Raw genomic sequence first — 23,225 nt, 5'->3', positions numbered from 1 at the left:
TGAATACATAGAAATCTTTTGTAACAAATAACGTAGACATTCTACTATTAACTATTGCATTCCTGCACAATTTATTCTCATGATAAAAACGTCTTAACTTTCTCTCTACTTTTTCTGGGTAAGGTCACCTCTTTAGGTGCTCCTTTTTTCTTTCTTATACACACAAAAATCATATAGAATTGTAAATACAGCTTTTTTATTCTGATGCTTTTCAATTCTATAGCTCTGGTTGTCTCTCTATTACTATTTTTCTACATTATCGTAAAAAAACTGAGCGAAAAGAAAGCAAACCTTGAGGGTAATTTATGTAAATTAGAGCAAGAACTTCAAGAAACAAAGCAAACTTTGCTTACGAAGAATGAAGAAATAGTTGATTTAAGGGTCAAAAAAGCAGAACTTGAAGTAACTCTGCAAAAAGAACGTGAGGAAAAGAAAAAGGAAATAGAATTACTAACAAAAGCAGAGGAGAGATTAACAAACACTTTTAAAGCGCTCTCTCTTGATGCTTTGCAGACAAATAACAATAATTTTCTGAACTTAGCAAAGGAAGTAATCGATAGTAAATTAAAAGAAACGGAAAGCGATTTCAAAAAAAGACAAGCAACGATCAACGAAGTTGTAACTCCAATAAAAGAAAAATTAGAAAAATTTGATAATGAAATACGCGAGCTGGAAAAAGAGAGGGTAGGGGCCTATGAAGGTTTAAAGGAGCAAATTGGAGCGCTGATGAACCAAACTTCCAGCCTTGCTAATGCCTTGAGAAAGCCTCACATCAGAGGAAAGTGGGGTGAAATGCAACTCAAAAGGGTGGTAGAAATGGCGGGAATGATTGAATATTGCGATTTTTTTACTCAGCCGTCAGTGGTTGATAAAAACGAGGATAATTTATTGCGTCCTGATTTAATAATCAAAATGCCATCTGGAAAGCAAATAATAATAGATGCTAAAGTGCCGCTTGATTCTTACATGGATGCTATATCACAAAATGATTTGCAAATACAAAAGGAGAAATTAAAGAATCATTCCCTGGCAATAAAAAAACACATAAATGATTTGGGTAAAAAAGAGTATTGGAATCAATTTGAAAATACGCCAGAACTTGTGGTGCTTTTCTTAACAGGGGAGGGGGTTTTTAGCGCAGCACTGGAATATGAGCCTGCTTTGATAGAGATTGGAGTGGAAAAAAAAGTGATCATTGCAACACCGATCACTCTAATTGCGTTGCTGAGAGCAATAGCGTATGGATGGAAGCAAGAGATGATAGCTGAAAACGCAAAGAAAATCAGTGAACTAGGTCATATTTTATATGAGCGCATTTGCACAATGGGTGAAAACTTTGATAATTTGCGCAGGAGCTTAAAAAGTGCTGTTGATCATTATAATAAAACTGCTGGCTCTCTTGAAGCAAGGGTGTTTCCTGCTGCTCGAGAATTCAATAAGCTTGGTATACATGCAAAAAATAAAAGTTTAAGTGCTGCAAAGGAATTAGAGTCTTTACCACGCAGTTTACATACTGAGGAGCTGAAAGTAGATTAGGCATCTTAACAGGGAATGTTCAAAAAAGTGTGTCAAACCAAAAAAAAAGTAATAAATTGATATAAAAAAAATGGAGGTTTGACAATGAGTCAGAAAGTAGTAAACAGAACTACCGGTTTGGTAGATTACAAAGAACTGGAAGCAAATATACTGTCATCAATAAGGGAAGGCAGACCATTAACAGGAAGGGATGGAGCATTTACACCATTTATAAAAAAGCTGCTGGAGGCAAGTTTGGAAGGTGAAATAGAAAATCACTTATTAGCTGAAAGTGAAGAGAGGGTTTGGTTGGAAGAAGTGGAGTAGCGAATGGATATACAAAACGCTGGGTCTATATTCAGACTATAGAATAAGGTATTACAAACCGAAAGCATCACCAGCACAATATGTTATAAACTTTGGTAAAGAATCTGCTAGGAAAGCGTAGTGCGGATGCTGCGTTTGACGAGGCGGGAGCTGGAAACGTTAACATGGGAATTTGGATTGAGGCCTATTGTGAAAACAATGGATCAGCCACCAAACCCTAAAGTAGGCGCGCCAGTTCTTGACCCTACATATTTTTTTGAAGGTTAAATCCAGCTTAGGGTCGAGAAACTTAGATAAAGCCATAGCCAAAGTGTTTAAAAATATTAATAATTATACACACAATTATTCAACCATATTTTTGAAGATAGCTATGCCGCCGCGGTATCTCTTAGCCGCTAACAAGTAGCGGGATGACGATTGTTGGTAAATCTAAGTCAGTTTAGCTATAGGCAGCAATTTTCTGTATTTATTTTAAATTGAAGGAAGCTCAAATGAAAGATCATGTTTTGCTAAAAATCACAGAATGCAGTCTAACAGTGAACGGTTACGCTTTTGATCAAAAATGTTGTATAGTACACAATCAATTTTTCTGGATCCAAGTAGTCAAGGCACTGCCTTTGTGTTTGAGGCAAAATCGGCTATAACACTTAACATACTGCCTTTGCAAACAAATGTTCGTACAGTTATGTGTCAGCTACTTGCATGACGCCATTGCCTGAACGGGTACCAATGATTACCTATCAATCTCACCAAAAACTATATCGAGTGAGCCAATAATTGCTGCAACGTCAGCAAGCATGTGTCCTTTTGCCATAAAGTCTAAGGCTTGTAAATGCGCAAAGCCAGGTGCTCTTATTCGGCACCTATAAGGTCTATTGGTACCATCTGAAACTATATACACTCCAAACTCACCTTTTGGTGCCTCAACAACTGCGTAAGCCTCACCTTCTGGTACGTGATATCCTTCTGAATAGAGCTTAAAATGGTGAATCAGAGCTTCCATAGATTTTTTCATCTCTGCTCTTGACGGTGGAGAAATTTTTCTATCTTCAGTTTTTATTTGCCCTTCAGGCATTTTCTCTATGCACTGCTTCACCAAACTGATAGATTGCCTAATCTCTGCCATTCTAACTAGATAACGGTCATAACAGTCGCCATTTTGGCCGATCGGTATATCAAAATCTAGTTGATCATATATCTCATATGGCTGGCTTTTTCGCAAATCCCAAGCAAGCCCAGCAGCGCGCAACATTGGGCCACTAAAGCCCCAATCAAGTGCCTGTTTAATTGATATTTCACTAATTCCTACAGTGCGTTGCTTCCATATCCTATTTTCTGTTAAAAGTTCATCAACATCGTCTATATATTTTGGAAATTGCTCTATAAACTTTGCAATATCCTCAATCAAATCTTCTGGAACATCTGCTGCAATTCCACCTGGCCTGATGTAAGCTGCGTGAAACCTTGCACCTGAAGCTCTTTCGTAAAATTCCAGTATTTTTTCTCTTTCTTCAAAGAGCCATAAAAGAGGGGTCATTGCTCCAACATCAAGTGCTTGAGAAGAAACGTTCAGTAAATGATTTAGTATTCTCGTCAGTTCACAAAACAAGACACGTAAATACTTTGCCCTAATTGGCACTTCACATTGCAACAATTTCTCCACACAAAGTGAATATGCATGCTCTTGTGACATTGGTGATACGTAATCAAGGCGATCAAAATAAGGCAAAGCTTGAAGATACGTTTTATGTTCTATTAATTTTTCAGTACCGCGGTGCAAAAGCCCAATATGGGGATCTGCCCTCTCGATCACTTCACCATCCATCTCTAAAACAAGACGCAACACTCCATGTGCAGCTGGGTGCTGAGGTCCAAAATTTAACATCATTGTCTTTAGATCGGGCATGTCCAGTAGTTTAAGATATTAAAATTGTATAGGCTAAAGTGCGCTCAAAGTCAATAAACTTCTTGCATAGGCTACAACTATCATTCAATAGAAACAAAAACTTTTACAATGGCTAATAAGTGTTGGTAAAACCAAGTCACTTTAGCTATAGAATGACAAAAAAGGTTTGCATTAGCCAAATTTTTAGTTGAAGTAGCATAAGAGGTTAAAGGAAAAGCTTTGTGTTAATGGATTCATTTCAGGTATAGTATAGATAATACCACAATACTTATAAAATGGATCATGTTGTTAATGCGTATAATAGACTTGACACTCCTATAGTCAGGGGAGAAGGGGCATATCTTTTTGATAAAGATGGTAAAAAATATTTAGATTTTGCTGCAGGTATTTCTACAACTTCTTTAGGGCATTGTCATCCATACATTACAGATAAGCTGAAAGAGCAATCGAGCTCATTATGGCACTGCTCTAACATTTTCACTATTCCCGAGCAAGAAAGGCTTGCCGAGCGTTTAACAACCCTTACTTTTGCAGATAAAGTTTTTTTCTGCTCAAGTGGGCTTGAAGCAACAGAAGCTGCAATTAAGTTTATTCGTCGTTACTTTTATTCAAAAGGGCAAGCAAAACGTAATCGTATTATTACAATTGAAGGAGGCTTTCATGGCCGCAGTATTGCTGCAATTTCTGCTGGAGGCAATGAAAAATCACGCGAAGGTTTTGCTCCGCTCCTTTCTGGTTTTGATAAAGTGCCAAGAAATGACATTAAAGCATTAGAAGAAAAAATCAACAATGAAATAGCTGCTGTATTTTTAGAGCCCATACAAAGCGAAGGTGGAGTATATCCACTAGACGTAGAATATCTTCAAAAAGTAAGGGAAATAACAAAAGCTCAAGGAATAATTTTGTGCTTTGATGAAGTGCAGTGCGGATATGGACGCATCGGTTCTTTATTTCATTATCAAAATGTCGGCATTGAACCTGATATGCTAACCTGTGCGAAGGCTATGGGTAACGGTTTTCCTGTAGCTGCATGTTTAGTGAAAGATTATATAGCAGAAGCAATTACTCCAGGAACTCATGGATCAACCTATGGTGGCAATCCACTTGCCATGACTGTTGGTAATGCAGTGCTCGATATAATGCTAAAAGAAGGCTTTTTTGATCATGTTAAAAGAATTAGTAAATATTTAAAAGAAAAGCTGTTGCTTTTAGCTAAAGAATTTCCTGAGATGATTTTAGAAGTTCGTGGAGAAGGGTTACTAATGGGAATAGAACTAGCAACTCTTGTAGCTGATAAAATTATTAGTCGATCTCTTGATAAAGGTTTAATAATAACTAGGGTTTTAAACAACAAAGTAGTAAGGGTAACCCCACCACTTATCATTGAGGATGAGCATGTGAACGCAGCGTGTAATATGCTTTATGATTTGTTTTTTAAGATTAAAGGTATATAAAATTCGGCAATATAAATTCAGGCTTGCAAATGCCTCTCATAACATGTAAAATTAATTTTATTTTTTATCACAATAACATCGTACTTTAATGGATTGGTTATTGGTCTTAGTATCATCAGCAATTTTTGTTTTGTTAGTTTTATCGTTTTTGTTCTCAGGAGCAGAAATAGGCTTAACCTCAATTAGCCGTTCTCGAGTTAATAAGCTAAAGCTAGACGGTAACAAAAAAGCCAGGGTAATAGATCGCTTATTAAATAGGAAAGAATTGACAATAGGAACGGTATTGCTCGGCAATACAATTATTAATATTACTTGCTCTGCTTTATTTACAGCAATATTTATCAATCTTTTTGGAAATGAGGGCATTCTCCTATCAACAATTATAATGACATTTTGTATTTTATTGTTCTGCGAAGTTCTACCAAAAACTTATGCTATTCAAAATCCTGAAAAATTTGCATCATTTTCTGCTTATTTTGTATTGTTTTTTGTAAAGATTTTTTCTCCATTGACACTAGGTATTCAATTTATTGTTAACCTCATCCTAAAATTATGTGGGCTGCATAAAGATAAGGAAGTGATATCTGCAGCGGATGCAATGCGTAATATGATTACTCTTCACCGCAGTGAAGGAACTATGTTGCAACAGGATTTAGATATGCTAAGCAGCATACTTGATTTGGCTGAGACAGAGATATCACAAATTATGACCCATAGAAGAAACCTATTTTCTCTTGATATAGATCGGAATAAAGAAGAGTTAATAAGAGAGATTTTAACCAGCAGTCACAGTAGAGTACCTTTATGGCAGAAGGAACCAGATAACATTGTAGGTGTAATTCACGTGAAAGCTCTAATAAATGCTTTGCGTGAAAAGAATAATAAAGCGGAAGAAGTTGACATTACCCAAGTTATGTCAAGGCCTTGGTTCATACCAGAAAGTACACCGCTCAGCGTGCAACTTCACAACTTCCGTAAGAACAGGAAACACCTTGCATTTGTTATTGATGAGTATGGAGCACTGCAGGGAATTGTAACTCTTGAGGATATACTGGAAGAAATAGTTGGAGAAATTTCGGATGAAAATGATTTGATTACGGAGAATTTTATAAAGAAAATATCTGATAATATGTATCACATAGAAGGAAAATCTACTATTAGGGACATTAACAGGCAGTTATACTGGAATCTCCCTGATGAAGAAGCTACAACTCTAGCAGGTATGATTGTGAATGAAATAGAGCGCATTCCTGACGAAGGCGAGGAGTTTTCCATGTATGGTTTTCGCTTTAAGATTTTAAAAAAAGATAAAAATATTATTACTGTTGTTGAAGTACAAGTAAAAATTGGTAATATTAGTGGCAGCAATTAATTAGTGGAGTTTCATGGAAGATACAGTAAAAATAACGGCTGAAGAGTTGAAGGGTTACATAGAGAGAATCGAAAAACTTGAACAAGAAAAGAGGGATGTGCAAGATCACATTCGTGATGTATATGCAAAAGCCGCAGATGAAGGTTGGGATATAAAAGTGATGAAACAAATTATTAGGCTGAGGAAGATGGATGATGATGACAGAGAGGAACAAGAAATATTGCTTGATACCTATAAACGTGCATTGGGAATGAGCTACGAAGAAGAGTTAAGTGAATAGCAGAATTGTAATTGGAATAAGTGGAGCATCTGGTTCTATTTACGGTGTGCGTATTTTAGAAGCGTTGAAAGACGTCGATTATGAAACTCATTTAGTGATAAGTCGTGCTGGGAAAGTAACTTTAGCTCACGAGATTAAAGAAAAACTTGAAGATATTACATCACTTGCAGATTTTTACTATTCTGAAGAAAAGATTGGAGAAAAAATAGCAAGCGGCTCATTTAAAACCTCAGGGATGATTGTAGCACCATGCTCTATGAAGACAATGTCTGAAATCGCATCAGGTGTTACTTCCAATCTATTGACAAGGGCTGCAGATGTAACGCTAAAAGAAAGAAGAAAGTTAGTTCTTATGGTGCGAGAGTCACCACTGCATCTTGGGCATTTACAAAATATGTTAAAATTAACGGAGATGGGAGCAATTATTGCTCCACCAGTGCCTGCTTTTTATATTAAACCGAAATCGTTGGATGATATTATTAATCATTCTGTTGGCAAAGTATTGGATTTATTTGATATCAAATTACCCGACTTTAAGGAGTGGCAAGGAAGTGACAATTATTATTGATGGTAAAAAAATAGCAAACGACCTATGTGAGAGGCTATCACAAAAAATTGATATTTTAAAGAGAGAGTATAACATTTTTCCTTGCCTGAAAGTAATTCTCATGGGTAGCAATCCAGCAAGTCAGGTTTATGTTCGCAACAAACAGAAAAAAGCAGAATCAATAGGCATAAGTTCTGAGACCATTGTTTTGCCTAATAATATTTTAGAAGATGAATTAATTGAAAAAATCAATGAATTAAATGAAGATCCATCTGTGCATGGCATTTTAGTGCAATTGCCTTTACCAAATCATATTAGTGCAAGCAGAGTAATTAACACAGTAAGTGTTGAAAAAGATGTAGATGGCTTTCATGATGAAAACGTTGGCAAATTAGTTAAAGGTGAAAAAAACTGCCTTATACCTTGCACTCCTAAAGGTTCTTTGCATTTAATTAAGTCAATTGAAGAGAACCTTTCCGGTAAAAACGCAGTGGTAATTGGTAGGTCAAATATCGTGGGCAAGCCAATGTTTTACCTGCTATTGCAAGAAAACTGCACTGTCACCATCTTGCATTCACAAAGCAAGGATTTAGCTGAATATTGCTCTAAAGCGGATATAGTAGTTGCAGCAGTCGGAAAGCCAAATTTTGTTCAAGCAGACTGGATAAAGAAAGGTGCAATAGTGATCGATGTTGGCATAAATAGCGTTAACGTAGGAAAGCTTGTAGGTGATGTTGACTTTGAAGGAATAAAAGGGAAAGCCAAAGCTATGACCCCAGTACCCGGGGGCGTTGGCCCAATGACCATTGCATTTCTAATGATGAACACTGTTATTGCTGCTTGCTTGCAAAAGGGAGTTGATGCTTCTGATTTCATTAGTTGAGGTATGAAGAGGAAAGCTATATGAAGATAGAATCTACCATATCACAATTAATAAAAAATTGAGATTTTTGAAATTCCTCAGTAGTCAAATTTATTAAATATTTATAGCATTTCTCATAATAGTCCGAATAGGTCATAGGAAGGCAGAATCAACAGCACGACGAAAGGATTCGAATAGAGGAATGTTTTTCCTGGCTCTGTTTTTTATAGCAAACCAATGATGCTCAATTTTGTTAAAATCTGGAGAATAAGGCGGCAGATACAAAATTTCTGCACCGACTCCTTTAGCGAGCTTGATAAGCTTATCAGACTTATGAAAAGTAGCATTATCAAGAATGACAGTTTGTCCAGGTTCTAAGATCGGTGCCAAAAATTGCTCAAACCATCCATTAAAAATATCCATATTACAGTGGCCTTCAAATGTTAATGGAGCAACTATCTTTCTTCTACTTAAGGCTGCAACCATGCTGATTCGTTGAGTTTTTTTTCCAGATTTTAGGGCATAAAATCGCTGTCCTTTCTGGCAATACCCATATGGATAGTCCTCCGTGTTATCAATCCCAGACTCATCTATATACACTAAGTTTTCTGGTTCTTTTGTTGCTATAATTTTTAAGAATTCAGCACGTTTTTCTTCGTTCCTTTCCTTGTATCCATATGTCTTTTTTTGCGCGTAAATCCAATTTTTCTGAGAGCTCGGTGGATCGTTTCGATACTAACGTTGCCCCAAAGTTTAGCCATTTCCGACAGAGTTTTTCTACCGTGTTTTTTAGCAAATTCGATAAACTTATTCCAGTCGATAATTTTCTGATTGTAACCTCCATTACCGAGTTTTTTGACTGAAAGTCGCCTGTTTCTTTTTTTCTTTGCTGCCACTCCCACAAAGTAGTTCGTCCAATTTTAAATCTTGCTGCCACTGCTTCTCTGCTTTCCCCTTCGTCTAGTGCTTCCATTGCTTTTTTTCTTAAATCATAACTATATGCTGCCGGCATCCAACCTCCTTATCGCCATCTATCCTTAATCTTATCATATCCGGACTTCTGTGGAAAGAGCTATACATCTTAAAATCTCGTGTTTACGTGAACAGTTACAAGAAAAAGAAGAACGTATAACAGAATTGAAAGGGAAAATAGACAATAATCAATGCAAAGAATTAGAAAATAAAAAATTGAATGAGGAAGTAGAAAAATTACGTAAAGAAATAAGGGAGTTATACGAGAAAGAAGACAAATTTTATAAAGAAAGAGATATATTACGTAAGAAAGAAGACACACTTTATAAAGAAAGAGATATATTATATGAGGAAGAAAAAAAGTTGCATACAAAATTAGATGACCTAAAATGTGAAATCAGAAAAATCAATAAAGAAAAGGAAAATTTATCTAAAAAATTGGAAAAGAAATTTGACGAGTTAGATGAAGCAAATGGTTTAATTGAAAATCAGTCTTTTGAGTTAGACGGAATAAGAAAAGATTGTAACAATGAGGTAAAAGGTTTAAAAAATTTACTTTTAGAGCGAGACAGTCAAATAGAACAACTTGAAGAAGATTTGTTGAGAAATGCAGAAGAGAAAAAGGGTTATTTACCGGAAATGTTAGAATCTGTGGTAGACAAGGTAGAAAAATTGGTAAACAATAATGAAGCGATCGGAGATCGTAGTAGAAAAATAATATTACAGGAGACTCAAAAAATAAAGTTTATATTGAAGGAAATTATGCAACTCACGCTAGGTGAAGATTCTAGATGTGAATCACCATCAGAGGAAACGTTTGATTGTTTACTGGAGGATCTTGGATATGCAAGTCGCTCATCCACTCCGATCAAATTGCCAAATTCACTATTGACAGAATCTTATGAACGTAATCAGAGTGAAAGTATTTGCAAAACACAACAATGAGTCTTATTATAAGATAAATCATGCAAGATAATGAACCCAATAATATGCGCACTGGATACACAAGACTTAAATAAGGCTATTTCTCTAGCTAATGCTCTGCGTGGTAAAGTTGGCATGGTAAAGCTGGGATTAGAATTTTTTGCTGCTCAAGGTCTTTCTGGAGTGCAAGAAGTTGCAAAATGCAATGTACCAATTTTTTTAGATCTGAAATTGCATGACATTCCAAACACTGTAGCTAAAACAGTTGAAGTAATAAAAGTTCTGAACGTTGAAATGTTAACTCTGCACATCAGCGGTGGAACAAAAATGCTTGAAGAAGCGCTAAGTGTAGTGCAAGGCACAAAAATAAAGCTGATTGGAGTGACAGTGCTAACTAGTATGAGCAATGAGGATTTAAACGAGCTTGGAGTAGCAAGAGAGGCAAAATCACAGGTAATTTTGCTTGCAAAGCTTGCAAAAAAGATTGGACTCCATGGAGTAGTCTGTTCTGCACTAGAAGCTCAAGAAGTGCGCCGAGAGTGCGGTGAAGACTTTAAAATTATTACTCCAGGAATTCGTATAGATCCAGGTCATGACGACCAAAAAAGAACAGCAACACCAAAAGAAGCAATAAATTCAGGAGCTGATTATATCGTCATTGGCAGACCCATTACAAAAACTACAAGTAGTGCGGAGCTAATATTGAAATCCATGAAAGAATTTTAATATAATAACTTAATTTATAAAAATACTAACATATTAATTAGGAATAAGCATGAGTAATATCAATAGAATAATACGCGAAGTAATCAAGGAATTCCGCTCAAAATTACCAGATAAGGAAATAGAGGAATATTCTGGCAAATTGAATAAGCTACATATCTACCAGTGCAATAAGCATATAATAGAAAATAAGAAGCTATATCATTATACAATAAATGGGAAAACCCATGCTATGGGTCAGCATGGGCATAATTTTGTCAAGAGTTTAGAAGTTATCTTGAGGAATAAGCCACAAATTTCCTTAGAAGAGGTAATTGATTTTATGGAAAAAATAATTAATTTTGGTATTGATAGTTGTTATGGAGCATTTGAGATGATATTTGAATCTCGCTCTGGTGTTACAATAGATGATGCAGTTAATTTTGTAAAAGATAGCTTATCTAGTAAATTTTATAGATTCCATGGCAGTGGGATTTTCAAAGTAATATTAGAACTTAATCCAGAGAGCTCTCTTGAAGAGATAGAGAAACAATTTAGCAAAGTAGTAGATCCTTACTTTCTTAATGCTTGGAGTCGAGAAAGTGAAAGGGCTTTTGCTAAGATATGTAGGTTATGTAGAGAAGGACATGTGGAGAATATGCAGAAATTTGATTTTAGCAATTTTAATTTAGATCAAGATAGTGCTGGAGCATTAAGAGCACTGTTACAGTATTGTGTTGACGTTTCTAATCAAAAAGCTTTAGGTGATTCACATGAATTGCATAGAGAAGAGATGGAGGGGATATATAAATTTGATGATAATTACGATTTAAATTTAGATAGTGATCATAATGATAGTATCTGGCATTGAAATTATACTACAATAATAAAATAACTGGATAAAAATTATCACCAAAAAAATTCAAAAAAGTGCTTGACATAAAAGAACGAACATTATATAGTGTCATTATCTTTTATTTTATCTCGCTTAATTTAATTACTGGATTAAGCTTACAGTACTAAGCGTGGCACAAAGTGCCACGCTATTTTTCGGTTTACATTTTCAACAGATAAAAAATGATGCCATTTCAGTGCCAAGCACATAACTGTACGGATATTCATTTTTAAAGGTAAATTGCACAACAGATGATGTCATTCCAGTGCTTGACAGTGGAATCCAGAAATTTTGCTTATAACTGAGCTGATGAGCTAAAGGTAGTTGTCTTACGCTAAAACAAACGTTTTTAATTAAGTTGCATAGAAGCTGGATCCCAGTGTCAAGCACTGGAATGACATCGTTTACTATGTACCATATTGCAATATTCGTACAACCGTGGGAAACATCTATGGATGCCATTCCTATTACCTTATTTCCATTTTTATTTCATTTTCAAAGGAGGCTATTATGTCACTTACCGATATCGCTCACCGTATCAATGAACTCGCTTCATCATGGGAGCAATTTAAATTAATAAATGATCGCAAACTAAAAGAAATTGAAAGCAAAGGGCGTGCTGATTCTGCAACAATTGAGCAGCTATGCAAGGTAAATAATGCCATTGATAGTTGCAAAGAGCGTTTAGACTTGATCGAAACTGCAGCTCAACGCCCAGAAGTAAATACAGATTTTAGCACAAGCGATAAATATTTTTCTGATTATATCCGCAAGGGAATGGAAAGCGGTTTATCACACAAAACCCTCAGTGGAGATGACAGTGATATCGGGGGGTATCTAGTTACTCCGCATATTGTAAAACGCATAAACAAGCGCGTAACTGATTCGTCCCCAATGCGACAAATATGCTCCAGTCAAAGAATCTCTACTGAAACATTGGATTACATTATAGAAGATTTTGACCGCGCCGGTGAAGGTTGGAGCAGTGAAACAGTAGATGATGAGGACGGTGGCAATAAGTCTAAGTATGATTTTGCAAAAGATACGGACACGCCCAAAATCCAAAAGATTTCCGTCACAACTTACGAGTTATATGCTCAACCACAAATATCACAAAAGTTACTCGATGATGCGTTTGTCGATGTTGAGAGTTGGCTGGTGGAAAAGATTGCCGAGACTTTTAGTAAGGAAGAAAGCGAAGCCTTCATTAAGGGTGAGGGCACTTTTCAACCAAAAGGAATTTTAGCTTATGAAAATGGAAACAGTTATAATAAAATAGAGCAAGTTAAAACTGAAAAATTAGATAGTGATTCAATAATGATGTTGTATTACTCTCTGGACGAATATTATTCCAAAAATGCATCATTTTTGATGAACAGGAGTACGTTGAAGGATATCAGGCTGCTAAAATCTCAAACAGGTCAGTATCTCTGGCAGCCAAGTCTGTCGCTTGAAGCTCCAGATACTTTAATGGGAATACCAGTATATCAATCTGCCGATATGCCACCAGCGCCAAACAATCAGCTACCAGTAATTGCGATGGCAGATTTCAAACAAGCTTATAAGATTGTAGATAACAGAGGAATGAGAATATTAAGAGACCCTTATACGAATAAACCTTATGTGAGGTTTTTTGTCACTAAGCGTGTCGGCGGAGAGGTTGTAAACACCAGTGCTATTAAATTGTTGAAAGTTGCGAGCAAGTACTAAAAACTTCCGCAGCATCATCTTTATAGCTGATCAAAGCAACACGTCATACCGCGATTCATTCCATAACTGTACGAACATTGTGATTTTGGCCCATCAGGAGGGTGTCATCCCAGTGCTTGACACATATAGCTAAACTGACTTAGATTTACCGACAGTTTGAAAAACAAAAATTCGTCATTCCGCTACTTGTTAGCGGAATCTATGCTGAGATATCGCGGCGGTATGACGTAGGAAAACCTTTCTTGGGTTAGCTATAGTTTGCTATATTATGTGATTTTATTTTTAGCATTGCTTCTTACATTATGTAATTTTGTTTTCCATAATGTATATTATGTAATTTTCGATGCTAAAATCTGTTATAGCTCTCAGTATGATATGAGTGATTCTCTTTTAATAATTATTTTTTAAATAGTTTGTTGGTTCATCAATTTCTTTAGGATTGATATCTACAATTATTTTTCCGTTTTTTAACAGAATAATCCGATCTGATATTTTTGTTAAAAAATCCAAATTGTGAGAAGCGATAATCATAGTAATACCCATATCTCTAACTGATTGTAAGAGTTCCACAACGTCGACTATTGTTGCTACGTCTAAACCAGACGTTGGCTCATCGCATAATAGAATCCTTGGATTCATCATTAAGCTTCTGGCAAGCGCAACCCGCTGTTTTTGCCCACCGGATAGATTACTAGGGTAATCATTTTTTTTAGAGGCAATACCCAAAGACTCAAGTAGTGAATCACTTTGATCCTGAGTTTTGTTTTTAAGTTTGGGAGCATATGTAAGATTTTCCCAGACAGTCATATGTGAGAAAAGTTGAAAATCCTGAAATACAAAACCAGTACTATCATTGCATTCAATGCTACCAGAATCTAAAACTTCGAGTTTTTGTATACAACGTAACAATGTTGATTTACCACTACCAGAAGGACCAGCAAGACCAACTATAGATTGTTCTATAATCAGGTTAATATTATTAAGTACTGGAACATTATTAAATAATTTACAAACATTATGCATTTTTATCATATATACCTTTCTGTTCAATCTTTTTGCCTATATATTCAATTAGTAATACAAGAGCGTAATAATAAGCCCCAGCAAGACAAAGTGGTATAAAATAAGTAAATTGTTCTGCTGCAAGCATTTGTGCAGAGCGCATAATATCAACACCACCAATAGTAGAGATTAATGCCGTTTCTTTAAGGAGTGCAATGATCTCATTTATCATTGCAGGAAGAATATTTTTAATAACTTGTGGTAATATAATATCTCTCCACATATAGAAACTAGGTATTTGTAAAGTTTTAGCTGCTTCAAACTGGTTTTTTGATATAGTTTCAATACCAGCTCGTAAAATCTCAGCAATATAAGCACAGCTATTTAGACCAAATGCTATAATGCCAGCACTAAATATGTTTAATTTAATTCCTGCAATGGTTGGAGTCATAAAATAAACAACACTTAACTGTAATATAAGGGGGGTGCCACGTATTACAGATATAATTCCATTAATTAATGGAATACAGATCTTATTATATCTGAGTACTGAAAATAACCCTCCTAGACTCATACCTAAAAGCAGTCCTCCAATCAATAATTTTAAAGTAAAGGCAAGGCCTGTTCCAACAAACAAGAAATTAGAAATTAATTCCTGCATCAGTTATCTCCTAGCCATTTTTCTGCTATTTTTTGTATTACACCTTTACTTTCTAAACTTTTTAATGCCTCGTTTATTTTATCCTTTAAATCAGATCCTTTATTCACAGCAATAGAATAACCATTATCTGACTTAGCGATGGCTGACCATGATAGACCAGGATTTTTTTTGCTAAATACTTTACCTTGGAACCCATCGATTAGGACGCCATCAACATGACCAGACTTTAATGTTTCTACAGCTTGATTATTATTGTCTATAGCAATAATTTGAGCTGTTGTAGGAACATGCTCTTTTAGCCAAATTTCCATGACAGTTCCTAGTTGAACGGCTATCTTCTTGTGAGTTAAATTGTTTATACCGGCTATGGGTTTATTTTTGTGATATAGAATAACAAATTCCCCTGTATAATAACTATTTGAAAAATCAAAATTTTTTTCACGCTCTTCTGTGCTACCAATAGTAGATATAGCAGCATCTACAGAATTACTTTGCAATGCTGCAAATATAGTACTAAACTGCATATCTTTAAATATTGCTTCTTTACCTAACTCTTTTGCTACTAATTGAGCAAGCTCAATGTCAAAGCCAGTAAATTTACCATTTTCACGATATTCAAAAGGTGGATAATCTGCAGAAATTGCAAATTTAATGATATTATCGTATTTATCTTCCTTGCATCCTGTTAATAGAATACTTATCGCTATAATAGCATTTAAAATGTATTTTTTCATATTACTAATTTATATTCATATTTTATTCATCTTATGAATATAGACATTAAAAATTGAATAGTCAAGAAATAATGAATATAATTTCAAATATACTTATTACATATTCAATATGAGGAAAATGCATAATGCATGACAACACACTAGGTGAACATATTTTAAATATTATTCAAAATCACGAAATTTTAGAGCAGAGCGATTTACAGACCTTGCTTAAAGAAAGAGGGCACAACATTCCTCAGGCTACTTTATCAAGAAAATTAAAAAAACTTAAAATTGCCAAAGTTGCTGGTGTGTATAAAGTAATCGATATCAACCAGTATCAATTACCATTGATACTTAATATGCAAATTTCGGATTTTGGTTTAATAGTACTACATACCCAACCAGGACAAGCTAGCAGTCTGGCTTACTTTCTAGATCAGAAATATGTTATTTATTCATTAAATAATAGCAAAAACATAGGAATTATAGGAACTATAGCAGGTGATGATACAGTATTATTGATCATCAAAAGTAAGACTGAACTTAACAAAGTATTACAATCAATTTATGAAACATTTCCATATTTAAGTCCTGAATAAGAATGTTGTAAGTTAAAAATGTGATATAAAGGAGATAAGAGGGATTTCTTTGTTTAAATCTTTGTCTTCTTTTTTTCAATATACCTACATATCAGAATGGACAATTCATATAGAATCAGCATAGGTATTGCAAGCCCTACTTGGCTTAATACATCAGGTGGAGTTAAGATTGCAGCAATAATAAAAATTACCACTATTGCAATTCTACGTTTATTTGACAAACTTTGTGCAGTCAGTAGCCCAACTCTCACCATTAATGTGAGTATTACTGGAATTTGAAATGCAGTGCCAAAAGCAAACATAAATTGGAGAACGAGGTCTAAATATTCGCTAACTGATGGCATAAACTCTATTGGTATACCGAAAGATTTCCCACTATGTTCAAAAGTGATGAAAAACTTCCAGGCTAAAGGAAATATATAGTAATAGACTACAGTAGCTCCCGTTACAAATAAAACCGGTGTTGCAATCAAGTATGGCAACAACACTGCCCTTTCACTTTTATATAACCCAGGTGCTAAGAACATATAAAATTGCCATGCAAACACAGGAAAAGAAAACAAAAGTGTGCTCATTATTGCAACTTGGAGATACACAAAAAATGCCTCTGTTAAGTCTGTGTAAATTAAAGAAAAACCTTTGCTACCTTTTGTTGCTTCTATTAAAGGTGCGAGTAAAAAACGGTATATATTTTCCTTAAAGTAATAACAAAAACCAAAAGCAACGCAAAAAAATAGAAAGCAAAAGATAACTCTTTTTCTGAGTTCCGCAAAGTGCTCATAAAATGAGGCGTATTTGCTTGAGTTCCAGTTCATACTTTACTATAGCTCAATAATGCTATGTCTAACATTCTCAGCGAAAAAGCCCACTCATTGTCATACCACGCTGCAACCCTGCATATATCACCTGTAACATATGTACCAGTTAAATCCACAATTGCACTATAAGGGTTATGCACAAAATCTATTGAGACTAAAGGTTCCTCGCATATAGAAAGTACATTTGACATTGGATAACCCTCTGTCATCCGAGTAGCTGACACTGGGATCCAGAAATTAGATTCCAGCGTCACGCGCTGGAATGACGTAGAGGAGAGAGCTGCATCCTTAAACATTTCATTGATTTCTTTAACGGTCGCTTTCTTATCAGTCGTAAATGTAAAATCAACCATAGAAACATTGCTAACCGGAACTCTGACGGCAGTGCCATCTAGCTTGCCCTTTAATTCAGGAATTATAGAACCAATTGTTTTTGCTGCTCCGGTTGTAGTTGGCACCATAGATAATCCGCAAGCCCTTGCTCTACGCAAATCTTTATGATTACCATCAAGAACATTTTGATCATTCGTGTAGGCATGTATAGTAGTCATAAAACCGCTTTTTATACCTAAACTGGAGTGTAGGACTTTCACAATCGGAGCAAGGCAATTTGTAGTGCAAGAACCTGCTGATATCACTTTATGCTCTTTTTCGAGCATATCGTCATTCACACCATAAACTATAGTGACATCAGCATCCGGAACTGGAGCAGAGACAATTACTTTCTCTGCATTGTGCCTTATTGCTTCTTCACGTTTATTGAATGCACCAGTACATTCAAGTATTACATCAACATTCCAAGGAATATTTTCAGGATTCCGTTCTCTATATAAAGAAAACTTTTTGCCATTTATAGAAATCCAATTTTGAGACTCATTAAAATCAATATCACCACTGAATTTGCCATGAACAGAATCATATTTAATCAAATGTGCATGCTGCTTTGCACTGAGCGATCCATTGACAGCTACAACTTCTATTTGTTTGCTATATTCTTCTATTTCGAAAATAGCACGCAATACGCCTCTGCCTATTCTACCCAGACCATTAATTCCTACGCGAACCGTCATCTCTTCATTCAAAAAATTTAATTATAGAGGATATCACTTGATATTTCATTTTATTCTTTTGCTTTTCTATCGATATGAACATTATAGCAAGGAGACAGGGCTAAAAACTTGCTTGACAAACTCCGCCAGCCCCCTTATCATGAAACTGAAGCTATTGTATTTGCTTTCGCCAATCTGCAGATTAAAAAGTAAGGATTACTTAATGTATCGGCGTCTTATGTTTAATTTTTTGCAGTATATAGATACTGTATGTCTTTACAAAACTTCATCTACATCTAGATTTTTATCTAAATAAGCTGAACGCGCTTATAAAGCGTTACAAGACATCAAAAAATGCCAATACTTGACAGAGATAGTAAAAGACTAGCTAACTCGGGGATTCTTTGTCTTTTTTTCTGCTTGGTAAATTTCTTAAACATTTGCAGCGTAGGTTAGTTGCAATTAAAAGCAGCTAAATCTTGCTTGTCAAACATTTAAAACATAAAAAACGCCAATATTTTAAAGCAGATAATAACCCCAGGGCTTCTTTTGCCTTTTTTTTCATTTGGTAAATTTCTTAATGTTTATAGCTAAAAGAGCCCAAGAGAGGTCAATGCCCCTGTGATGTCATTCCAGTGCTTGACACTGGAATCCAGCCTTTATTATGCAGCCACTTGGTTGAAATTAAGTCTTCTGGATCCCAGTGTCAAGCACTGGGATGACAAAAAAAGGAGGCTACTCGGATGACAGGAGAAGGTACTGCCGTCATAAAGGAACCAGTTTCAGCTACTTTCATGACATCGTTGTAACATTGTACCATATTACAATTTAGCGTTTTTAGTAACTAAGAAAAGTGCTTCCCCCTTTTAGAGCACTGCATATAATAGAATTATATCGCAGTGCATTGCGAAACAAAATTCCCAATACTACAGGAGGCTTTATGAATAAGAAATTTCTCTATTCACCATTGTCAATAAAAAGCATAGGAGAAAACGGTGTATTTTCTGGTTATGCTAGCGTTTTTAATATAGTTGATAAACAAAATGATCTGATATTGCCTGGAGCATTTAAGGAAAATTTAAACAGAAATAAAATAAAACTCCTTTGGCAGCATAATCCTGACGAACCTATAGGTAGTATCATAGATATTTACGAAAATGATGTTGGCCTGTATATAACCGCACATTTACTTTTGGGTATTCAGAAAGCAGAAGAAGTGTATTTGATGCTCAAAACTGGGGCAATTAACGGACTTTCCATCGGCTATATACCTATAGAGTATGATGTTGATCATAAAAGTGGAGCTAGAGTGTTAAAACAAGTGGAATTATGGGAAGTCAGTTTGGTCACTTTTCCTGCAAACTTGGCTGCTCAGGTAATCAATGTGAAAAATCAGAACAATGAACAGGAAGTGTTAGCAAGAGCGATAGAAAAAGCAAATGCTGTACTTGCAGACATGTACATTTCTGCTTAAAGTGTATTAGGCGGGCAAAGACTTTACCATAATTTGACACCTGTGTTAGTATTTGTTTAACATTTATACTAATATATACAACTTTATTACTATTAAAATTTTCTGTAAATTAAAGTTAAAAAATAAGGTAATTTTATGCTAAATATTAATAATAAGGTTAATTATGAAATTAATATTAAGCGAAAGGAAAAAAAATACAGCTGGTCTACTGTATTTGCTTGGTTATATCTAAAAACGATTGGACGAATATTGCCCAAGAGATGGAATAGATGGGCAGAAAATATTTTGTACTACGATAAAACTACTGCAAACAATGAAGTTCAAACTGATGCTTTTAAGACAATAGATGGAAGTGTTCAAGTTGACTTAAAACCTGAAGTTGTAGAGAAAGAGAGCCAAAGTGTAGTGATAAACAAAGATGGAGGGGTTCAGACTGATGGAGTAGCATTGATAACAGAGGAAGATGATGAAGCATTAGAAGAACAGCTGGAGGGCATAAATCAGGAATTAGAACTTGAACGTTTACAAAATGCTTCCTTAAAAGAAGAAAATAGAGAATTACGATCTGCAATTGAAGGACTTGAAAAGAGTTATAAGGGACTTACAGAAGATGCAGGCGAACGAGAAGAGGAACTAACCAAATACAAACAAGATAAAAAAGCAATGCAGGATAAAGTTGATGAACAACAGAAAACTATATTTGATCAATACATGATAATAAGAGAGCAAGGAGAAGAAATTGAAGCTACTAGGAAAGATAATGAAAGTCTGCAAGCACAAATAATAGAACTTAAGAGTAGGTTAAAGGACAAGGAGGATAAATTAATTGAATTGAATCAACAATGGCAAGCTAGCAAATTAGTGGCTTTACTTAAATCACAGACTGATAAATTGTGTCAGGCTAAAGACAAAAATACTGAATTAGAAAATAAAGTCAGTGACTTAGGTCATGAAAACAAAGCTCTACGATTAAGTGTGAATACATTGACTGCTCAATTGGGTGAAATGGAGAACTTGGGGAAGCAATTACAAAGTGTTCAAGAATCTAAACAACAATTGGAGATTGATTTAGAAGGTCAATTGAAAGCTGACACTAAGAAACTACAGGAAGCAAAAGAAGGTCAATTGGCTAAAAAGGCAGGTGCAGTGAGTACAGTATCTACTGCAAAATCAACTCTTTCAAAATTACGAAACTTGCCCAATAAGCTTTCTAGGGATAAGGGTCTCAATAACTTTTTATCTGGGAAAAACGAGGAGTTAAAAAAAGGTTTTCCTGAATTTAAAGAGAAACACTTTTGCCATAACGTGCTTAATGAAACTATAAAGTCTCTATCAAATCAAGATGATGGCAAATTTGAAAGCAGTAAGCTGCTTGAATTATTAGAAAGTAATTTGAAACAATCCGCAAGGGAGATCATAGAAGCTAAGGTTAAAGAAGTTGTCAACGAACATTGTAACATTGGAAAAAATATGGGTAAAGAACTACGAGATGACACGTTAAAAGCCAAGTTGTCACCTTCTGTTAGAAAATGCGTAAAAAAATTAGAATTTAACAAACAAGAAGGGGTAAATAAGATTGTAGACTCTATCTTGCACAGCTTTAATAGCAAGAATAATAATAATAACGACTCAGGAGAATTGCTTAAAGAAATTGTTACAGGAAAATTAACAGAGGCTAAAATGAAATGTTTTTCAAATAAGATTCAAGAGTTGATGTATGGTCCCAGAGTGTGATGGTGTGGATTTAGTATAAATAATTCTGGAGACTGTGTCCACTGATAACATATAAATTCATAAGGAGTAAGACCCTTAAGAGTTTTGAGTCTCTTTGCATAATTATAAGCCATAACAAAGTTATAAAGGTGTTCTTTAAGTTGCTGGTGCGATTGATAGTAATACTTCTTAACTGTAGCATCCTTTAAAGTTTTATTCATACGCTCGACTTGCCCATTCGTCCAAGGATGGCTAACTTTTGTCAAACGATGTTCAATAACATTCTCTTCGCAAACTCTATCAAATATATGTTGGAAAGCATACTTATGACGCTTCTGGTTTGTAAATTGTATACCGTTATCTGTCAAAATAGTATGGATTTTATACGGTAAAATTCTAATCAAATTACGTAAGAACTCAGCAGCTATGGGTTTTGTAGCACTGTTACACAACTCAACATAGGTAAATTTGGATGTCCTATCAATAGCAACAAACAAATGTAATTTGCCCTCCTCAGTTCTAACTTCAGCAATATCAATATGAAAGTAACCGATAGGATATTGTTTGAATTTCTTTTTTGACTTAACTTCTCCATCAACAGTTGGTAATCTGCTAATGTTGTGTCTTTGTAAACAACGATGCAAGCTAGAGCGAGTCAAATGCGGAATTGTAGACTGCAGAGCGTAAAGGCAATCATCTAGTGGCAGTAGTGTATACTTGCGAAATGTAACTATTATAGCTTCCTCTTCTAGCGTTAAAACAGTTGATCTTGGATGCTTTCGACCCATATCAGCATCTTTCGTAAATGAACGTTTTCTCCACTTAATAATAGTTTTTGGATTAAGGTTATAATGCTTGGAGAGTTTTGCTATGCTCTCTTTTCTATTTTGTATTGCTCTACGAATCGTCTGTGTTGTTTTGGCGCACCCATGTAATATCTGTCCCATAATGACTCCTTAAATGATGATGATAGTATACCATCACTCTCTGGGACCATACATATCTTTGTGCACCCAAAATCTACATGGAGGCCTTTTAACAATTTCAATATCTATGTCATATTCTTCCTTTATGTGATTCTTTAAATTTCTTCCTTGGTATCCCATTTCAGCCCACATTTTTTTAACTTTAGTATATTTTGTTCTCATATTGTTTAATGCTATTTTAATACCATCTCTATCATTTTCGTTAGCAGCGCCTACGTAACAACCTAGTATAAAACCCTGAGTGTCTGTAATTATATGCCTTTTTCTACCCTTTACTTTTTTACTTCCATCATAGCCTTTGATCCCCCCTTTTCTGTAGTCTTTACAGATTGACTATCTACTATACAGGCACTCGGCTGCTCATTCATTCCTATTTTTCTTCTACTATATTTTGTAATTTCATAATTCATTTTCTCAAAAATTCCCTGCTTCTTCCATTGCCTGAACTGCTCATACACAGTCTTCCATAGCGGAAAATCATTTGGTAAATACCGCCATTGACACCCTGTACGCAATACATAGAAAATTGCTTCTAATATTTCTCTTTTGCTATACTTTGGCGGCCTTCCTCCTTTCTTGTATGATACTCTGAAGTGTTTTTCTATTCTTGCCCATTCCCTTTCGCTTAGATCTGTTAGATACTTTTTTCTCATCTTTACCCCGTACTAAAATTTCAGATATTATAGCCTTTTACTTGTTTCCGGACAACCTCTTATAGCATTTCTCATAATAGTCCGAATA

21 protein-coding genes and 3 pseudogenes are annotated in these 23,225 nt (G+C 35.1%); 14 read left to right on the top strand and 10 right to left on the bottom strand.

Translation table 11 applies throughout. The features are described 5' to 3' along the window. The first annotated feature begins 204 nt into the window (after positions 1-204). A complete protein-coding gene (rmuC, locus tag ABWU67_RS04245; RefSeq protein ID WP_038199773.1) occupies positions 205-1,536 on the top strand; it encodes a DNA recombination protein RmuC in 1,332 nt (443 codons plus the stop codon). Positions 1,537-1,620: 84 nt separating this feature from the next. Further along, a pseudogene (locus tag ABWU67_RS04240) lies at positions 1,621-1,815 on the top strand (IS256 family transposase); the annotation flags it as partial. Between the two features lie 760 nt (positions 1,816-2,575). Here ABWU67_RS04240 and ABWU67_RS04235 read toward each other — a convergent pair. Continuing rightward, positions 2,576-3,748 (bottom strand): NADH-quinone oxidoreductase subunit D, encoded by a 1,173-nt coding sequence (locus ABWU67_RS04235; protein ID WP_010962676.1) that lies wholly within the window; start codon positions 3,746-3,748, stop codon positions 2,576-2,578. Between the two features lie 275 nt (positions 3,749-4,023). On the opposite strand from ABWU67_RS04235, the gene ABWU67_RS04230 reads away from it, so the two are divergent. From ABWU67_RS04230 to folD, 5 genes are all read left to right on the top strand, one after another. Next, complete coding sequence (locus tag ABWU67_RS04230; protein WP_006280246.1) at positions 4,024-5,202, top strand: aspartate aminotransferase family protein; 1,179 nt, start codon at positions 4,024-4,026, stop codon at positions 5,200-5,202. An 88-nt stretch (positions 5,203-5,290) separates the two neighbouring features. Beyond that, positions 5,291-6,574 carry an HlyC/CorC family transporter gene (locus tag ABWU67_RS04225; RefSeq protein ID WP_353281756.1) on the top strand — a complete coding sequence of 428 codons (1,284 nt, stop codon included), beginning with the start codon at positions 5,291-5,293 and terminating at the stop codon, positions 6,572-6,574. A gap of 13 nt (positions 6,575-6,587) precedes the next feature. After that, a complete protein-coding gene (locus ABWU67_RS04220) occupies positions 6,588-6,854 on the top strand; it encodes a DUF2312 domain-containing protein (RefSeq protein WP_010082293.1) in 267 nt (88 codons plus the stop codon). Further along, positions 6,847-7,422 carry a UbiX family flavin prenyltransferase gene (locus ABWU67_RS04215; protein WP_010082294.1) on the top strand — a complete coding sequence of 192 codons (576 nt, stop codon included), beginning with the start codon at positions 6,847-6,849 and terminating at the stop codon, positions 7,420-7,422. The genes ABWU67_RS04220 and ABWU67_RS04215 overlap by 8 nt, the downstream gene beginning before the upstream one ends. After that, positions 7,406-8,284 carry a bifunctional methylenetetrahydrofolate dehydrogenase/methenyltetrahydrofolate cyclohydrolase FolD gene (gene folD, locus ABWU67_RS04210; RefSeq protein WP_209472766.1) on the top strand — a complete coding sequence of 293 codons (879 nt, stop codon included), beginning with the start codon at positions 7,406-7,408 and terminating at the stop codon, positions 8,282-8,284. The genes ABWU67_RS04215 and folD overlap by 17 nt, the downstream gene beginning before the upstream one ends. Positions 8,285-8,416: 132 nt before the next feature. Here the strand turns inward: folD and ABWU67_RS04205 are convergent. Beyond that, positions 8,417-9,275, bottom strand: a pseudogene (locus tag ABWU67_RS04205) (IS630 family transposase). A gap of 50 nt (positions 9,276-9,325) precedes the next feature. Between ABWU67_RS04205 and ABWU67_RS04200 the strand changes: the two are divergent. Genes ABWU67_RS04200 through ABWU67_RS04190 form a run of 3 tightly spaced genes read left to right on the top strand, consistent with a single transcriptional unit; the run spans position 9,326 to position 11,732 of the window. Then, a complete protein-coding gene (locus tag ABWU67_RS04200) occupies positions 9,326-10,180 on the top strand; it encodes a hypothetical protein (protein ID WP_353281754.1) in 855 nt (284 codons plus the stop codon). A gap of 30 nt (positions 10,181-10,210) precedes the next feature. Further along, positions 10,211-10,885 (top strand): orotidine-5'-phosphate decarboxylase, encoded by a 675-nt coding sequence (pyrF, locus tag ABWU67_RS04195; protein ID WP_264339403.1) that lies wholly within the window; start codon positions 10,211-10,213, stop codon positions 10,883-10,885. A 49-nt stretch (positions 10,886-10,934) separates the two neighbouring features. Further along, entirely contained in the window at positions 10,935-11,732 is a 798-nt protein-coding gene (locus tag ABWU67_RS04190; protein WP_155968486.1) for a hypothetical protein, read from the top strand. Positions 11,733-11,924: 192 nt separating this feature from the next. Here ABWU67_RS04190 and ABWU67_RS04185 read toward each other — a convergent pair whose 3' ends face one another. Continuing rightward, the gene (locus ABWU67_RS04185; RefSeq protein ID WP_353281752.1) at positions 11,925-12,218 is read right to left on the bottom strand and encodes a hypothetical protein; all 294 of its coding nucleotides are present in this window, start codon (positions 12,216-12,218) and stop codon (positions 11,925-11,927) included. Positions 12,219-12,266: 48 nt separating this feature from the next. Between ABWU67_RS04185 and ABWU67_RS04180 the strand changes: the two genes are divergently transcribed. After that, positions 12,267-13,466: a phage major capsid protein gene (locus tag ABWU67_RS04180; RefSeq protein ID WP_353281750.1), complete on the top strand. Its 1,200-nt coding sequence runs from the start codon at positions 12,267-12,269 to the stop codon at positions 13,464-13,466. A 390-nt stretch (positions 13,467-13,856) separates the two neighbouring features. Here ABWU67_RS04180 and ABWU67_RS04175 read toward each other — a convergent pair whose 3' ends face one another. Genes ABWU67_RS04175 through ABWU67_RS04165 form a run of 3 tightly spaced genes read right to left on the bottom strand, consistent with a single transcriptional unit; the run spans position 13,857 to position 15,863 of the window. Then, a complete protein-coding gene (locus ABWU67_RS04175) occupies positions 13,857-14,498 on the bottom strand; it encodes an amino acid ABC transporter ATP-binding protein (RefSeq protein WP_010962606.1) in 642 nt (213 codons plus the stop codon). Beyond that, positions 14,482-15,129, bottom strand: coding sequence for an amino acid ABC transporter permease (locus ABWU67_RS04170; RefSeq protein WP_007548901.1), 648 nt, complete (start codon positions 15,127-15,129; stop codon positions 14,482-14,484). The genes ABWU67_RS04175 and ABWU67_RS04170 overlap by 17 nt, the downstream gene beginning before the upstream one ends. Beyond that, the gene (locus ABWU67_RS04165) at positions 15,129-15,863 is read right to left on the bottom strand and encodes a substrate-binding periplasmic protein (protein WP_341821632.1); all 735 of its coding nucleotides are present in this window, start codon (positions 15,861-15,863) and stop codon (positions 15,129-15,131) included. Before ABWU67_RS04165 ends, ABWU67_RS04170 begins: the two co-directional genes overlap by 1 nt. Positions 15,864-15,988: 125 nt before the next feature. Between ABWU67_RS04165 and ABWU67_RS04160 the strand changes: the two genes are divergently transcribed. Next, the gene (locus tag ABWU67_RS04160; RefSeq protein ID WP_338406790.1) at positions 15,989-16,444 is read left to right on the top strand and encodes an ArgR family transcriptional regulator; all 456 of its coding nucleotides are present in this window, start codon (positions 15,989-15,991) and stop codon (positions 16,442-16,444) included. A gap of 53 nt (positions 16,445-16,497) precedes the next feature. Here the strand turns inward: ABWU67_RS04160 and tatC are convergent, their stop codons facing one another. Together tatC and ABWU67_RS04150 are read right to left on the bottom strand one after the other, a co-directional pair. Further along, positions 16,498-17,259 carry a twin-arginine translocase subunit TatC gene (gene tatC / locus ABWU67_RS04155; protein WP_353281747.1) on the bottom strand — a complete coding sequence of 254 codons (762 nt, stop codon included), beginning with the start codon at positions 17,257-17,259 and terminating at the stop codon, positions 16,498-16,500. Further along, on the bottom strand, positions 17,256-18,332 hold the full coding sequence (locus ABWU67_RS04150; RefSeq protein ID WP_353281745.1) for a type I glyceraldehyde-3-phosphate dehydrogenase: 1,077 nt from the start codon (positions 18,330-18,332) through the stop codon (positions 17,256-17,258). The genes tatC and ABWU67_RS04150 overlap by 4 nt, the downstream gene beginning before the upstream one ends. A gap of 919 nt (positions 18,333-19,251) precedes the next feature. Between ABWU67_RS04150 and ABWU67_RS04140 the strand changes: the two genes are divergently transcribed. Continuing rightward, positions 19,252-19,785, top strand: a complete 534-nt coding sequence (locus tag ABWU67_RS04140; protein WP_006280514.1) for an HK97 family phage prohead protease — start codon at positions 19,252-19,254, stop codon at positions 19,783-19,785. A gap of 135 nt (positions 19,786-19,920) precedes the next feature. Further along, positions 19,921-21,519, top strand: a complete 1,599-nt coding sequence (locus ABWU67_RS04135) for a hypothetical protein (protein ID WP_353281743.1) — start codon at positions 19,921-19,923, stop codon at positions 21,517-21,519. Here the strand turns inward: ABWU67_RS04135 and ABWU67_RS04130 are convergent. Beyond that, positions 21,489-22,445: an IS481 family transposase gene (locus tag ABWU67_RS04130; RefSeq protein WP_353281741.1), complete on the bottom strand. Its 957-nt coding sequence runs from the start codon at positions 22,443-22,445 to the stop codon at positions 21,489-21,491. The two genes, ABWU67_RS04135 and ABWU67_RS04130, sit on opposite strands and share 31 nt — an antisense overlap. Before the next feature lie 54 nt (positions 22,446-22,499). Continuing rightward, a pseudogene (locus tag ABWU67_RS04125) lies at positions 22,500-23,137 on the bottom strand (IS5-like element ISWpi1 family transposase); the annotation flags it as partial. Positions 23,138-23,225 lie beyond the last annotated feature (88 nt).

This window comes from Wolbachia endosymbiont (group A) of Aleiodes leptofemur (assembly GCF_964028465.1).
Taxonomy (GTDB): Bacteria; Pseudomonadota; Alphaproteobacteria; order Rickettsiales; family Anaplasmataceae; genus Wolbachia; species Wolbachia pipientis.
Note: the sequence above shows the minus strand (reverse complement) of the source record. Positions and strands in the feature narration are given on the sequence as shown.